Origin of the sequence: Pseudomonas sp. RIT623, from assembly GCF_004519305.1 — a bacterium.
In the GTDB taxonomy this organism is placed as follows: domain Bacteria; phylum Pseudomonadota; class Gammaproteobacteria; order Pseudomonadales; family Pseudomonadaceae; genus Aquipseudomonas.
On record NZ_SOZA01000005.1, the window covers coordinates 72,608 to 86,127 of the forward strand.

Genomic DNA, 13,520 nt, shown 5'->3' on the forward strand with positions numbered 1-13,520 from the left:
TGGATGCGAACAGTCAGTCCAAGGGCGGCACAGGCAGCCCGCGCTTGGCATAGAAGGCGTCGACAAAGGCGGCCAATTTACCTTGTTGGATAGCTTCGCGTAAACCGGCCATCAAGCGCTGGTAATGGCGCAAGTTGTGGATGGTATTCAGCATGCTGCTCAGCATTTCGCCGCACTTGTCCAAGTGGTGCAGATAAGCGCGGGAGAAGTTGGTGCAGGTATAGCAATCGCAGGTCGGATCCAGCGGCGATTCATCGTGACGATGGAACGCGTTGCGGATCTTGATCACCCCTGTATCGACGAACAGGTGGCCGTTGCGCGCATTGCGGGTAGGCATCACGCAGTCGAACATGTCGACGCCGCGGCGCACACCCTCTACAAGATCCTCCGGCTTGCCTACCCCCATAAGGTAACGAGGTTTGTCAGCGGGCATTTGCGCCGGCAGGTAGTCCAGCACCTTGATCATCTCGTGCTTGGGCTCGCCCACCGACAGGCCGCCGATGGCCAGGCCGTCGAAGTCGATGTTGACCAGCGCTTCCAGCGAGCGCATGCGCAGGTCCTGGTACATGCCGCCCTGGACGATGCCGAACAGCGCCGCGGTGTTGTCGCCGTGGGCGTTCTTCGAGCGCTGGGCCCAGCGCAGCGACAGCTCCATCGAGGTGCGCGCCACGTCGTGCTCGGCCGGGTACGGCGTGCACTCGTCGAAGATCATCACGATGTCCGAGCCCAGGTCGCGCTGGACCTGCATGGACTCTTCCGGCCCCATGAACACCTTGGAACCGTCCACTGGCGATGCGAAGGTCACGCCTTCCTCCTTGATCTTGCGCATGGCGCCCAGGCTGAACACCTGGAAACCACCGGAATCAGTGAGGATAGGGCCTTTCCATTGCATGAAGTCGTGCAGGCCGTTGTGTTTCTTGATGACCTCGGTGCCCGGACGCAGCCACAGGTGGAAGGTGTTGCCGAGGATGATCTCGGCGCCGATGGCCTCGATATCGCGCGGCAGCATGCCCTTGACCGTGCCGTAGGTGCCCACCGGCATGAAGGCCGGGGTCTCGACGGTGCCACGGGGGAAGGTCAGCCGGCCGCGACGGGCCTTGCCGTCGGTGGCCAGCAGTTCGAACGACATTCGACAGGTGCGACTCATGCTTGATCCTCTGGGCCGCGTGGCGCCGGATTGCGGGTGATGAACATGGCATCACCGTAACTGAAGAAGCGGTAACCGTTTTCGACCGCCGCCGCGTAGGCAGCCATGGTCTCGGGGTAACCGGCGAAGGCCGAGACCAGCATCAGCAGCGTGGACTCCGGCAGGTGGAAATTGGTGACCAGGCAATCGACCACATGGAACGGCCGGCCCGGGAAGATGAAGATATCGGTATCACCGCTGAAGGCCTTGAGCTCGCCGTCGCGCGCCGCGCTTTCCAGCGAGCGCACGCTGGTGGTGCCCACCGCGACCACTCGCCCGCCACGGGCGCGGCAGGCCTGCACGGCGTCGACCACATCCTGGCTCACTTCGAGCCACTCTTTATGCATGGTGTGGTCTTCGATCTTGTCGACCCGCACCGGCTGGAAGGTGCCCGCGCCCACGTGCAGGGTGACGAAGGCCCGCTCGACACCCTTGGCGGCGATCTTCGCCAGCAGGTCTTCGTCGAAGTGCAGGCCGGCGGTGGGCGCCGCCACCGCGCCGGCGCGCTCGGCGTAGACGGTCTGGTAGCGCTCGCGATCAGCGCCCTCGTCGGGGCGGTCGATGTAGGGCGGCAGCGGCATGTGCCCGACGCGCTCGAGCAGCGGCAGCACTTCTTCGTTGAAGCGCAGCTCGAACAAGGTCTCGTGGCGCGCGACCATCTCGGCCTCGCCGCCGCCATCGATGAGAATCACCGCGCCAGCCTTGGGCGCCTTGCTGGCGCGCACATGGGCCAGCACGCGGTGGCTGTCGAGCACGCGCTCGACCAGCACTTCCAGCTTGCCGCCGGAGGCTTTCTGGCCGAACAGCCGCGCCGGGATCACTCGGGTGTTGTTGAACACCATCAGGTCGCCGGGGCGCAGGTAGTCGAGCAGGTCGGTGAACTGCTTGTGGGCCAACTCACCGCTGGGGCCATCGAGCACGAGCAGGCGGCTGCCGTGACGCTCGGCCAGGGGGTGGCGGGCGATGAGGGAGTCTGGAAGTTCGAAGGAGAAATCGGCGACGCGCATGATGATGTTCGGTTCGACAGGGCCGGGAAGTTTAGCCCAATGCATGAAAATTGACCATGAAAGCCGATTGACCGCCTTGAGCGACCTCTCTATACTGCGGCGCCACAAGCCCTGATGGCGGAATTGGTAGACGCGGCGGATTCAAAATCCGTTTTCGAAAGGAGTGGGAGTTCGAGTCTCCCTCGGGGCACCAAGATCCAGAAAAAACCGACCTTATGGTCGGTTTTTTTGTGCCTGAAAAACACCTGAAAGCCAGCCACCTTCACCACCACCACGACAGGAAGTCCAGGGTATGCCAGCACAGCAATCGAACACAGGAATGCGAACACGTCTTTGGACCGTTCTGCCCGGCTTGCTCGGGGGCATGGCAGTAACCACCTGCATCGCCCCCTTCGGCGAGTTTTTCTGGGCGAATGTTGTCGACATCTGGGGGCCGCAGGCCGCCATCCTGTTCGTTTTGCTGATACTACGAGCGCCAAGCCCGGTAATCGGCGGCGCCGCACTGACCATGGCGCTGTACCTCGGGCTGTTCTATCTCTGGTTCTTCACCAGTGGACGAGGCGATGTGATGGCTTGGTTCGCCTATCTGTTCAGCTTGCCTGGAGCACCGATCGGCGCCTGCCTGGCGCTGTGCTTCACGCGGCAGGCAAGGCCTATCGTCGCCGTTGTGCTGGCCGCAGCCTGGGTGACGGCTGGGCTGGTGGTCAATCAGACGATCATCTGCTCTACCCTCATCTATTGCCTGGGGTGAGGCAGACATAGGACGTTCAACGGCGAGGCCATGGCGTATGCTGGCCGCTCACTCGAGCACGGACTTCCCCATGCAACTCAGCCACCGCCCCGTCACGCATGCCGATATCCCCGCCCTTTGCTGCTTCCCACAGGGCCCGGACGAACTGTTCTACATGTTCCCCAAGGCCACCTACCCCCTGACGCCCGAACAATTGAGCGACGCCATCGCCCAGCGCAGCGGCTCGACGGTGATCGAGGCCGATGGCGTGCTCGTTGGCTTCGCCAATTTCTACCAGGCCGAACACGGCGGCGTCTGCGCGCTGGGCAACGTCGTGGTGGCACCGGCCGCACGGGGCAAGGGGGTGGCGCGCTACCTGGTGCAAAGCATGCTCGCCCTGGCCCGCGAACAGTTCGCCGCGCGGGAGCTGTGGGTGTCGTGCTTCAACCACAACACCGCAGGCTTGCTGCTTTATCCACAACTGGGTTTCGTCCCGTTCGCGATCGAACAACGCCGAGCGCCCGATGGCAACCGGGTGGCGCTGGTGCGGATGAAGCAGATGTGCAACCCATGACCCGGCAGGAGCCAGCCTTGCTGGCGAACAGCACCACCGCCGATTTGCGCGTGGCGTTGGTTCGCCAGCAAGGCTGGCTCCTACACGACGAAACACACCGAACCTTACCCCGCCGCCGGCGTCGGAACCTGCATCCATCGTTTCGAGGTTCCCCCACGTGAAAACCCTCCTCGCCCGCAAGTACCGCCTGGTGGTCAAGACCTTTGGCTACATCGGCTGGTCGCTGTTCTGGCTGCTGATCTGGGACGTGCTGGTCACCATCGACTTCATGCTGTTCTTCAACAGCAAGTTCAGCCTGCCGCTGATCCCGCTGACCTTGCTGGGCTCGGCGCTGGTGGTGCTGGTGAGCTTTCGCAACAGCAGCGCCTACAACCGCTGGTGGGAAGCCCGCACCTTGTGGGGCGCGCTGGTGAACGGCTCGCGCAGCTTTGCCCGCCAAGTGCTGACGCTGATGGACGACCCGGACGATGGGCCGAACCCGGTGAAGGCGACCTTGCTGCGCCGGCATATCGCCTATGTGAACTGCCTGGCGGCGCACCTGAAGGGCGACAAGTGTCCGGACGAACTGATGGCGTTCATCCCGCTCGCCGAGTTCGAGCGGCGCAACCGTTCGAACAACTTCGCCAACGATATTCTCGCAGGCTCGGCGGCGTTACTGGCCCAGGAGTACCAGGCTGGGCGCCTGGACAGCATTCGCCTGGCGCGACTGGAGTCGACGCTGGTGGATCTGTCCAATGCCCAGGGCGGCATGGAACGCATCGCCAATACACCGCTGCCCTACCCCTACGTGTACTTTCCGCGGCTGTTCATCACCTTGTTCTGCCTGATCGTGCCGGTGGGGCTGGTGGAGTCGCTGGGCTGGTTCACCCCGTTGGCGTCGACGGTGGTGGGCTTCATGCTGCTGGCGATCGAGCGCATCGGCACCGACCTGCAAAGCCCGTTTCGCGCCAGCGAGCACCAGATCCCGATGGATAGCATCTGCGAGACCATCGAGCGCAACCTGGAGTCGATGCAGCGTGGGGAGCAGGTGTCTGCGGCGAACGCCATGCCGTAGCCAGCTTGCTGGCGAATCCGGCGGCGCGGTGGATGGCACCGGCGCTGCCGGTGTTCGCCGGCAAGGCCGGCTCCTACGGGGGGGGGGCGGAGGTTGCGGCGTGTAGGAGCCAGCCTTGCTGGCGAACCCGGCAACGCGGTGGATGGCACCGGCGCTGCCGGTGTTTGCCGGCAAGGCCGGCTCCTGCAGGGATAGCGCCTGTCTAGGCCCTCACATACCGCTGGCGCAGCACATCGCTGAACGCATCCACCAGCAACACCAACACCAGCATGGCAATGATCACCGTGCTGGCCTGGGCTTCCTGGAACAGGCTCAGGGTGGTGTAGAGCATCTGCCCCAGACCGCCCGCTCCGACGAAACCAAGCACGCTGGCCATGCGGATGTTGTTCTCCCAGCGGTACAGGCTGTAGGCCAGCAGTTGCGGCCAAAGGTTGGGCAAGGTGCCGAAACAGAACGCCGCCACCTGGCTGCCGCCCTGCAGGCGAATTGCCGCCGCCGGCTCAGGCGGGGCGTTTTCCAGGGCCTCGGCGAACAGGCGGCCGAGCACGCCGGCGGTATGCAGTGCCAGCGCCAGCGTGCCGGCGTTGGGCCCCAGCCCTGCGGCGAGCACGGTCAGCGCCGCCCACACCAGCTCGGGAATCGCCCGCAGCGCATTGAGCAGCAAACGCGCCGCGCCTTGCAGCGGCCAACCAAATCGCCCTGCCGCCGGCAGCGCCAGCAACATGCCGAGCAGCATCGCCAGCAAGGTGCCGAGCCCGGACATCGCCAGGGTCTCCAGCGCCCCACGGGCCACGGCGCGCAAGTGCTCGAGCGACAGGTCCGGCTGCAGGAAGCGCCCGGCGTACTCCGCCATCTGCCCCAGCCCGCCCTCGCCGACCAGCGCGTGCAGGTCCAGCTCCAGGTAGGCGAACGACGCCACCAGCGCCGCGACGATGCCCAGCAGCACCAACAGGTTGATTGACCGGCTCATGCCAGCCTCCCGCGCAGAAAACGGCTGAGCAGGTCGGCCAGCACCACCAGCACCAGGAACGCCAGCAGCATGCTCGCCACCTGGTCGCCGGCGAACATGCGCATCGACAAATCGATCTGCTGGCCCAGGCCGCCAGCACCGACGAAGCCCATCACCACCGAGGCGCGCACCGCGCACTCCCAGCGGTAGACGGTGTACGACACCACCTCGGCCGCGGCATTGGGCAGGATGCCATAGCAGAAAGCAGCCAAGCGGCCGCTGCCGGCCTGCAACAAGGCATGGGCCGGGCGCTGGTCGACCGACTCGAAGATTTCCGCATAGACCTTGCCGAGCATGCCGCTGTAGGTGATGGCGATGGCCAGCACCCCGGCGGTCGGGCCAAGGCCCACGGCGCGGACGAACAGCAGCGCCCAGACGATCTCCGGCACGCTGCGCAGGAACACCAGCAGGCCGCGCACCGGCAGGCGCAAGGTGCGCGACCAGAACCCCGGGCGCCCGCCGCGGGAGGCTGCGCGCAACGACAGGGCGCGACTGGCCAACAGGCTCGCCGGCACCGCCAGCAGCAAGGCCAGGGCCATGCCGGCAGTGGCCACGGCCAGGGTCTGCAAGGTGGCTTGCCACAGCAGGCCAAGGAAGTCGTGATCGTGAGCCGGCGGCCAGAAGCCACTGACGAAGCTGGCCATCTGTTGCCGGTTTTCCGCCTGCAACAGCACGCCGGGGTTCAGTTCGCTCAACTGCAATCCGGGCCACAGCAGCGCCAGGCACAGCAAGGTCAACAACAGGCGAGGTAGCGCCGCAGGGTCGCGGACAGCGGCGTTCAGCATCGTGGGATCTGCACCGTCAGGGTCGCCCCGGCGGTGACCGGCGACGCCAACTGCTCGTTGGCATACAGCGCATCCAGCAGGCTTTCGGTCACTGCCTCGGCCGGGCAGTCGAAGGCCACCTGCCCTTCGCGGATACCGACGACCCGCGGGAAGTGCGCCAGCGCCAACTCCACCGCGTGCAGGCTGGCGACCAGGGTCACGCCATGGGCCTGGGCATGACGGTTGAGCAGCGCCAGGCTGTGGTCGGCCAGCACCGGGTCCATCGCCGAGACCGGCTCGTCGGCCAGCAGCACCTGCGGGCGCTGGTACAACGCCCGGGCGATGCCGACCCGCTGCAACTGGCCGCCGGACAACTGCCCGCACTGGACGAACAGCTTGTCCGCCAACCCCAGTTCGGCCAGGGCCTGGCGCGCGCCCGGCACATCGCCTGGGTGCAGCAGGTTGAGCAACCCGCGCAGGGTGCTCCACTGCCCCAGGCGCCCGGCCAGCACCGCGGTCACTACCCGCTGGCGCGGCGGCAAGGGCGGCGCCTGGTGCACCAGTGCCACCCGTGCCCGCAGTCGCTGGCGGGCGCGCGCCGACAACGCCCAAGGCTGGGCGTCGAGCAACGTCAGTTGCCCGGCGCTGGGTTGCACGGCGGTGGCCATCAGGTGCAGCAGGCTCGACTTGCCGGCCCCGGACGGGCCGATGATCGCCACCCGCTCACCCTGGTCGATACGCAGATCCACTGTATTCAGGGCCTGGACCTGGCCGTGGCGCAGGCTGGCCCCTTGCAGACGAATAGTCACTTGAGCAGGCCGGCCTCACGCGCGGCTTGCTCGGTGCCCTGGTAGTTCTCCGGCTGGGTCTCGATGAAGCGGCTGGCCGCCTGCAGGTCGAGGATCGCCTTGTCGGCGGGCTTGGCCGGGTCCAGGGCGAGGAAGGCCTGCTTGATCTTGGCCTTGAGCGCCGGGTCCATGTTGCCGCGCACGGTCCAGTTGTAGTCGAAGTAGGTCGGCGTGGTGGCGAACACCTTGACCTTGCTGGTGTCGACCTTGCCGGCATCGACCAGCTTCTGCCACACGCTGGCGTTGAGCACGCCGGCGTCGACCTTGCCTGCGGCAACCCAGGCCACGGTGGCGTCGTGGGCCCCGGAGTAGGCGACGCGGCTGAAGTAACCCTCGGGCTTGATGTTGTCTTGCTTCAACATGAAGTAGCGCGGCATCAGGCTGCCGGAGGTGGACGAGATCGAGCCGAAGGCGAAGGTCTTGCCCTTCAGGTCGGCCAGGCTCTTCACCTCGGGGTTGGCGGTGATGAACTTGGAGGTGAACTGGGCGTCCTGCTCACGCTGCACCAGCGGGGTCGCGGTCGGGTCCTTCAGGTGCACCTGGACGAAGGTGAAACCACCCAGCCAAGCCATGTCCAGGCGGTTGCTGGCCAGCGACTCGACCACTGCCGGATAGTCGCTCACCGGCACGAACTGCACCTTCATGCCCAGTTGCTGCTCGAGGTATTCACCCAGCGGCTTGAACTTGCGCAGCAGTTCGGTCGGTGCTTCGTCGGGGATGGCGCTGACGCGCAGTACGTCGGCAGCCTGGGCGAAAACGGCGCAGCAGGACAGCGCGAGGCCGGCAGCGAGTGCCAGGGGGCGTTTGAACATGGGGGTTCTCCGGTTCAATAGCGGGGAAGGTGCGGCAAAACGCCGACGCAGTGGAATTATAAGAGGCGCAGGCGCAAAGGCCAGCTTTGCTACAATCGCCCATCACGAAAATCCCGAGGTGCGTATGAGCGAGCCGATTCGTCTGACCCAGTACAGCCACGGCGCCGGCTGTGGCTGCAAGATCTCCCCCAAGGTGCTGGATGTGATCCTCGCCGAGAGCGGCACGCAGGCGCTGGACCCGAAACTCTGGGTCGGCAACGCCTCGCGCGACGACGCCGCGGTCTATGCCCTGGACGACGAGCGCGGCGTGGTCTCGACCACCGACTTCTTCATGCCCATCGTCGACGACCCGTACGACTTCGGGCGCATCGCCGCCACCAATGCCATCAGCGACATCTACGCCATGGGCGGCGACCCGCTGATGGCCATCGCCATCCTCGGCTGGCCGGTCAACGTACTGCCACCTGAGGTGGCCCGCGAAGTGATCCGTGGTGGCCGCGCGGTGTGCGCCGAGGCCGGCATCCCGCTGGCCGGCGGCCACTCCATCGACGCCCCCGAACCGATCTTCGGCCTGGCCGTCACCGGCGTGGTCAGCAAGCGCCACCTCAAGCGCAACGACACCGCCAGCGTCGGCTGCAAGCTGTACCTGACCAAGCCACTGGGCATCGGCATCCTCACCACCGCCGAGAAGAAAGCCAAGCTGCGCGAGCAGGACCAAGGCCTGGCCCGCGACTGGATGTGCACCCTCAACACCCCGGGCAGCCGCTTCGGCAAGCTCGCTGGCGTGCAGGCGATGACCGACGTCACCGGCTTCGGCCTGCTCGGCCACCTGGTCGAGGTCGCCGAAGGCAGCGGCCTGACCGCGCGCTTGCAGTTCGACGCGGTGCCGCGCCTGCCCAGCGTCGACTACTACCTGGCCGAAGGCTGCATCCCCGGCGGCACCCTGCGCAACTACGACAGCTACGGGCATAAGATCGGCGCGCTCAGCGACGATCAGAAGCACCTGCTATGCGATCCGCAAACCAGCGGCGGCCTGCTGGTGGCGGTCACCCCCGAGGGCGAGGCCGAATTCCTTGCCGTGGCCCGGGAGCTGGGCCTGGACCTGGCGCCAATCGGCGCGCTGGTCGAGCGACAGAGCCACGCGGTCGAGGTGATCTGATGCGCCCCGACTGCACCGAGCTGAAACAGCTGTTCCTCGACGACGTGCCGCTGATGGATATGCGCGCCCCCGTCGAGTTCGCCAAGGGCGCCTTTCCCGGCGTGGTCAACCTGCCGCTGATGACCGACCAGGAGCGGCAGAAGGTTGGTACCTGCTACAAGCAGCAAGGCCAGGCCGCCGCCATCGCCCTGGGCCACCAACTGGTCAACGGCGCGCTCAAGCAGCAACGCCTGGACGCCTGGGCGGCCTTCGCCCAGGCCCACCCCGACGGCTACCTGTACTGTTTCCGTGGCGGCCTGCGCTCGCAGATCGTCCAGGGTTGGCTCAAGGAAGCCGGCATCCAGTACCCGAAAGTCGTCGGCGGCTACAAGGCCATGCGCACCCTGCTGCTGGAAACCACCCAGCAGGCGGTCGAGCAGTGCGACTTCGTGCTGGTCGGCGGGCTCACCGGCACTGGCAAGACCGACGTGCTGCACCAGCTGGACAACGTGCTCGACCTCGAAGGCCACGCCAACCACCGCGGCTCCAGCTTCGGCAAGCGCGCCACGGCGCAGCCGGCGCAGATCGACTTCGAGAACGCCCTGGCCATCGATGTGCTGAAAAAGCGCCACCGTGGCATCGAGCAGTTCGTGCTCGAGGACGAAGGGCGAATCGTCGGCAGCTGCTCGGTGCCGCTGGAGCTGTACCAGGGCATGCAGCAGTACCCGCTGGTATGGCTGGAAGACAGCTTTGCCAACCGCGTGGAGCGCATCCTGCGCGACTACGTGATCAACCTGTGCGCCGAGTTCGTCGCGGTGCACGGCGAGGAAGAAGGCCGCGGGCTGTTCGCCGAGCGCATGCGCCAGAGCATGGCCAATATCCACAAGCGCCTCGGCGGCGAGCGTTTCCAGCGCTTGTCCGAGCTGCTGGGGCAGGCCCTGGACGAGCAACTGCGCAGTGGCGATGTGAACCTGCACCGCGGCTGGATCGAAGGGCTGCTCAAGGAATACTACGACCCGATGTATGCCTACCAGCGCGAGGCCAAGTCGAGCCGCATCGAGTTCGCCGGGGATGGCGTGGAGGTGCGCGAGTACCTCAAGGCCCGGGCCAGGCGCCAACAGCGCAGCGCTTGACGGTCACTGCCCCGGGCTGAGGATTCGTTCCAGCTCCGCGGCGCGGTCCTTGCTCATGTCCATCTCGCACATCGCCCCTTCGATGCGATAGATGCTGCCGTTGCTCAGCTTGCCATGGAACGCGCAATTGCCGTCGCGGTACTTCATCCAGGTGCGCTGCACCTCGCGCAGGTCCTTCTGCTGCTGGCTGTCGAGCTTGGCCATCAGTTGCTTGTACACCCGGTTCAGACGGTCATCCTGCAGCTTGGTCTCGGCCTGGATGCAGGCGCCCATGGCCAAGGTGCTGGAGGCCTTGTCCATGCACTGGGTGTAGGTGGACGAATAGTCGTCGGCCTGGGCGCAGGCCATCGCCAGCAAGGCACTGGCGCCGAGCAGATAGTGCTTGAACATGGGCATTCCTTTATCGGGTGATCGCGGCACAGCCTAGCACCCTGTCGCGCTTTCATTCACACACAAGGCGGCGATCTGCGCGCGCAACCAGCGGTGCCCGGCATCGCCCTCGCGCCGCGGATGCCAGGCCTGGGTGAAGGCGAAAGGTGCAATGGCCAAGGGCGGCGAGAACTGGCGCAAGGCCGGGTCCAGGCGCGCGCCGGCGAGGCTGCGGCGGGCGACGGTGAGGACCAGGTCGGTGCCGGCGATCACGCCCTGGGCCACGCCCCAGTGGGGCAGGGTCAGGGCGATACGGCGACGCTCGCCCAAGGCGCCAAGGGCCAGGTCGATCTCGTTGTCGATACCCGCCCGCACCGCCACCAGCACATGGGGCCGGGCCAACCACTGGGGCAAGTCCAGCCCGCCGCGCGCCGGCAGGCTGGCGCGATCGGCCAGGCAGACGAAGGATTCCTCGAACAGCACCTGCTGGGCCATCTCCTCCGGCAGCTCCGGAAACACCCCCAGCGCCAGGTCCGCCTCGCCATCGATCAACTGCCCGAGCATCGCCTCGCGACTGCCCTGGGCCACCAGCACATCGATGCCCGGCGCTTCGCGGCGCAACAGGCGCATCAACGCCGGCAGCACCACCCGCGCGCCATAGTCCGACATTGCCAGGCGAAAGGTACGCCGAGCCTTGCCAGGCTCGAATCCGGGGCTGCCAAGCAGGCCATCGAGCTGCTGCAAGGCCTGCTGCAAGGGCTCGCGCAGGGCCTCGGCGCGGGCGCTGAGCTGCAATCGGCCGCCGCGGCGCACCAGCAGCGGGTCGGCGAACAGTTCGCGCAATTGCGCCAGCGCATGGCTGACCGCCGGCTGGCTACGGTGCAGGCGCAGCGCCGCGCGGGAGACATGTTGCTCGCTGAGCAGCGCGTGCAGGGTGAGCAGCAGGTTGAGGTCGATACGGCGTAAATCATCCATGGTACGAATACAGCCTGTGCAAAATTCGAATTTCCATCATTGAAATGCATGACTGAGACTAAAGCCACTGTTTTGATCAGGAGTAGACACCATGCCCGCCAGCCTCTTAGCCGCCCTCCCCTTGCTCATCGCCCTGCTCGCCGGGGCCGCCGTGCCGTTTCAGGCCGGCAGCAACGCCGCGCTCGGGCGCCTGCTCGGCCATCCCTTGTGGGCCGCCGGGGTGTCGTTGCTGGTCAGCCTGCTGATGTTGGTGCCGGCCCTGCTGCTGCTGCGCGCGCCTGTGCCGCAGGTGCAGCAACTGGCCCATGCGCCCTGGTGGGCCTGGTTCGGCGGGGTCGCCGGGGTACTCTACATCACTGCCGCGCTGGTGCTGACGCCGCGCCTGGGGGCGGCGGGGTTCATCGTCTGCGTGGTGGCAGGGCAGGTGCTGTCGTCGCTGCTGATCGACCAGTTCGGCCTCATGGGCCTGCCGGAGCGCCCGGTAAACCTGTTGAGACTGGCAGGAGTGGGGATGATCGTGATCGGCATGATCGTGGTGCAGTGGGGCACGGTGCGTTGAGCGCCTGAGGTGGCAACCCTATCGCGGGGCACCCTCACAAGGTCTGCGGCTGCTCCGGCGGCACGATCACCTTGTGCGGCTCGAAGCGCAGCGAGGGCATTTGCGTAGCGGCATACAGCGTGACGCCCAGGGCCGCGATCAGGGCCACGTCGAGCCAGCGCCAGCCCGGCATGTCAGCGGCCGAGCGCGCCCTCCAGCACCACCAGGCCTGCCCTGCGCAGAACACCAGCATCGCCAGCAACCACAGGTAGAACCCTGTGCCGAAACCGGTAAGATCCTGGAAACCGTAGCTTTGATTGTCGGGCAATCGCTCGATGGTGAAGCTGCTGGCCGCCAGGTACAGCGCCGCCAGGCCACAGCCCAGCGCCAGCCGGCGAAAGCGCCGATGGGCCAGGATCGCCAGCGCCAGCAGTGGATTGGCGAACCATTGGTACAAGCCGAAGGCGATACCCCAAGGGCCATAGAGCAGCATCTGCAACGCTGGGATGTGCCGCCCGGCGCCGCTCAGCGCGCCATCGAAGGCCAGGCTTAGCAGGTACAGCACCAGGCTGCAGGTCAAATAGAAGGCAGGCAACCGCGAACTCCGTCAATCCAATATCGAACGCCGACCATAGCGCACCCGGGCGTCAGGCGACAGGCGGTTCGAGCAGCAGGCCGTAAAGCCCCGAGTCAGACAACTCGCCGGCCACGCACCAGCGAGCGCGCAAGGTGCCTTCGAGGACAAACCCCTGGCGTTCCAGGGTACGTGCCGACCCCTGGTTGCGCGGGTCGATTTCCGCCTCCAGACGGCGCAGGTGCAAGGTGTGCGCGAGGTAGTCGATGAAGCAGGTCAGGGCTTCGTCCATGTAGCCACGGCCCTGAGCCGACTTGGCCAGGCAGTAGCCGATCTCGCCACGGCGCGAGCCCTCCTCGAGGTTGAACAGCTGGACCATGCCGATCAGTTCGCCGTTGTCGCGGCGGTACATGCCCAGCTTGAGCAACTGGCCGGCGGCGTAGGCTTCACGGTCGGCGGCCAGGGCGCTTTCGGCCTCGGCCAGGGTCTGCCAGGGGGCGTGGTACCAGTAACGCATGACCTCGGGGTCGGCCATGATGGTCAGCCACTGCTGCGCGTCGCCATGGCGCATGGGGCGCAGTTGCAGGCGTGGGCTATCGAGGCACAGGTCGCTGGGGAAACTGCGGGGGTCGGGCACACCGGGACTCCTGTCCGATTGCGGGAGATGACAGTCTAACGACAGTGCGCCGGTCTGGCATCCCTCGGGGCGCTTTGCGCCCCTTTCGCGACACAAGGCCGCTCCTACAGGGAAACGCGATCCCTTGTAGGAGCGGCCTTGTGTCGCGAAAGGGCTGCAAGGCAGCCCCGGC

The 13,520-nt window shown here is 66.3% G+C and carries 16 protein-coding genes and 1 tRNA gene; 7 read left to right on the forward strand and 10 right to left on the reverse strand.

What is annotated here, in order from left to right; genetic code table 11:
- Positions 1-13: 13 nt before the first annotated feature.
- Both tgt and queA read right to left on the reverse strand, forming a co-directional pair.
- Positions 14-1,129: a tRNA guanosine(34) transglycosylase Tgt gene (gene tgt, locus E3U47_RS05535; protein WP_023629281.1), complete on the reverse strand. Its 1,116-nt coding sequence runs from the start codon at positions 1,127-1,129 to the stop codon at positions 14-16.
- A 14-nt stretch (positions 1,130-1,143) separates the two neighbouring features.
- Positions 1,144-2,193: a tRNA preQ1(34) S-adenosylmethionine ribosyltransferase-isomerase QueA gene (queA, locus tag E3U47_RS05540; protein ID WP_134689996.1), complete on the reverse strand. Its 1,050-nt coding sequence runs from the start codon at positions 2,191-2,193 to the stop codon at positions 1,144-1,146.
- A gap of 108 nt (positions 2,194-2,301) precedes the next feature.
- Between queA and E3U47_RS05545 the strand changes: the two genes are divergently transcribed.
- The 4 genes from E3U47_RS05545 (at position 2,302) to E3U47_RS05560 (ending at position 4,551) form a co-directional block, all read left to right on the forward strand.
- A tRNA-Leu gene (locus E3U47_RS05545) sits at positions 2,302-2,386 on the forward strand.
- A 99-nt stretch (positions 2,387-2,485) separates the two neighbouring features.
- Positions 2,486-2,944: a hypothetical protein gene (locus E3U47_RS05550; protein ID WP_134689997.1), complete on the forward strand. Its 459-nt coding sequence runs from the start codon at positions 2,486-2,488 to the stop codon at positions 2,942-2,944.
- Between the two features lie 70 nt (positions 2,945-3,014).
- Positions 3,015-3,497 carry a GNAT family N-acetyltransferase gene (locus E3U47_RS05555; RefSeq protein WP_134689998.1) on the forward strand — a complete coding sequence of 161 codons (483 nt, stop codon included), beginning with the start codon at positions 3,015-3,017 and terminating at the stop codon, positions 3,495-3,497.
- 157 nt (positions 3,498-3,654) lie between these two features.
- Positions 3,655-4,551 (forward strand): bestrophin family protein, encoded by an 897-nt coding sequence (locus E3U47_RS05560; RefSeq protein WP_134689999.1) that lies wholly within the window; start codon positions 3,655-3,657, stop codon positions 4,549-4,551.
- A 202-nt stretch (positions 4,552-4,753) separates the two neighbouring features.
- On the opposite strand, the gene phnE is transcribed toward E3U47_RS05560, so the two are convergent.
- The 4 genes from phnE to E3U47_RS05580 are packed head-to-tail and all read right to left on the reverse strand — an operon-like array spanning position 4,754 to position 7,984.
- On the reverse strand, positions 4,754-5,521 hold the full coding sequence (gene phnE / locus E3U47_RS05565; protein WP_134690000.1) for a phosphonate ABC transporter, permease protein PhnE: 768 nt from the start codon (positions 5,519-5,521) through the stop codon (positions 4,754-4,756).
- Positions 5,518-6,345, reverse strand: coding sequence for an ABC transporter permease (locus E3U47_RS05570; protein ID WP_134690001.1), 828 nt, complete (start codon positions 6,343-6,345; stop codon positions 5,518-5,520). Before E3U47_RS05570 ends, phnE begins: the two co-directional genes overlap by 4 nt.
- Positions 6,339-7,133: a phosphonate ABC transporter ATP-binding protein gene (locus E3U47_RS05575; protein WP_134690002.1), complete on the reverse strand. Its 795-nt coding sequence runs from the start codon at positions 7,131-7,133 to the stop codon at positions 6,339-6,341. Before E3U47_RS05575 ends, E3U47_RS05570 begins: the two co-directional genes overlap by 7 nt.
- Positions 7,130-7,984, reverse strand: coding sequence for a putative selenate ABC transporter substrate-binding protein (locus E3U47_RS05580; RefSeq protein ID WP_134690003.1), 855 nt, complete (start codon positions 7,982-7,984; stop codon positions 7,130-7,132). Before E3U47_RS05580 ends, E3U47_RS05575 begins: the two co-directional genes overlap by 4 nt.
- A gap of 124 nt (positions 7,985-8,108) precedes the next feature.
- On the opposite strand from E3U47_RS05580, the gene selD reads away from it, so the two are divergent.
- Positions 8,109-9,143 (forward strand): selenide, water dikinase SelD, encoded by a 1,035-nt coding sequence (selD, locus tag E3U47_RS05585; protein ID WP_134690004.1) that lies wholly within the window; start codon positions 8,109-8,111, stop codon positions 9,141-9,143.
- Positions 9,143-10,255, forward strand: coding sequence for a tRNA 2-selenouridine(34) synthase MnmH (gene mnmH, locus E3U47_RS05590; RefSeq protein WP_134690005.1), 1,113 nt, complete (start codon positions 9,143-9,145; stop codon positions 10,253-10,255). Before selD ends, mnmH begins: the two co-directional genes overlap by 1 nt.
- 3 nt (positions 10,256-10,258) lie before the next feature.
- On the opposite strand, the gene E3U47_RS05595 is transcribed toward mnmH, so the two are convergent.
- Together E3U47_RS05595 and E3U47_RS05600 are read right to left on the reverse strand one after the other, a co-directional pair.
- The gene (locus tag E3U47_RS05595) at positions 10,259-10,645 is read right to left on the reverse strand and encodes a lysozyme inhibitor LprI family protein (RefSeq protein WP_134690006.1); all 387 of its coding nucleotides are present in this window, start codon (positions 10,643-10,645) and stop codon (positions 10,259-10,261) included.
- Positions 10,646-10,678: 33 nt separating this feature from the next.
- Positions 10,679-11,599, reverse strand: a complete 921-nt coding sequence (locus E3U47_RS05600; protein WP_134690007.1) for a LysR family transcriptional regulator — start codon at positions 11,597-11,599, stop codon at positions 10,679-10,681.
- A 91-nt stretch (positions 11,600-11,690) separates the two neighbouring features.
- On the opposite strand from E3U47_RS05600, the gene E3U47_RS05605 reads away from it, so the two are divergent.
- Positions 11,691-12,158: a DMT family transporter gene (locus E3U47_RS05605; RefSeq protein WP_134690008.1), complete on the forward strand. Its 468-nt coding sequence runs from the start codon at positions 11,691-11,693 to the stop codon at positions 12,156-12,158.
- A 34-nt stretch (positions 12,159-12,192) separates the two neighbouring features.
- On the opposite strand, the gene E3U47_RS05610 is transcribed toward E3U47_RS05605, so the two are convergent.
- Both E3U47_RS05610 and E3U47_RS05615 read right to left on the reverse strand, forming a co-directional pair.
- On the reverse strand, positions 12,193-12,732 hold the full coding sequence (locus E3U47_RS05610; protein ID WP_134690009.1) for a hypothetical protein: 540 nt from the start codon (positions 12,730-12,732) through the stop codon (positions 12,193-12,195).
- Positions 12,733-12,784: 52 nt separating this feature from the next.
- Entirely contained in the window at positions 12,785-13,348 is a 564-nt protein-coding gene (locus E3U47_RS05615) for a GNAT family N-acetyltransferase (protein WP_134690010.1), read from the reverse strand.
- Positions 13,349-13,520: the final 172 nt, after the last annotated feature.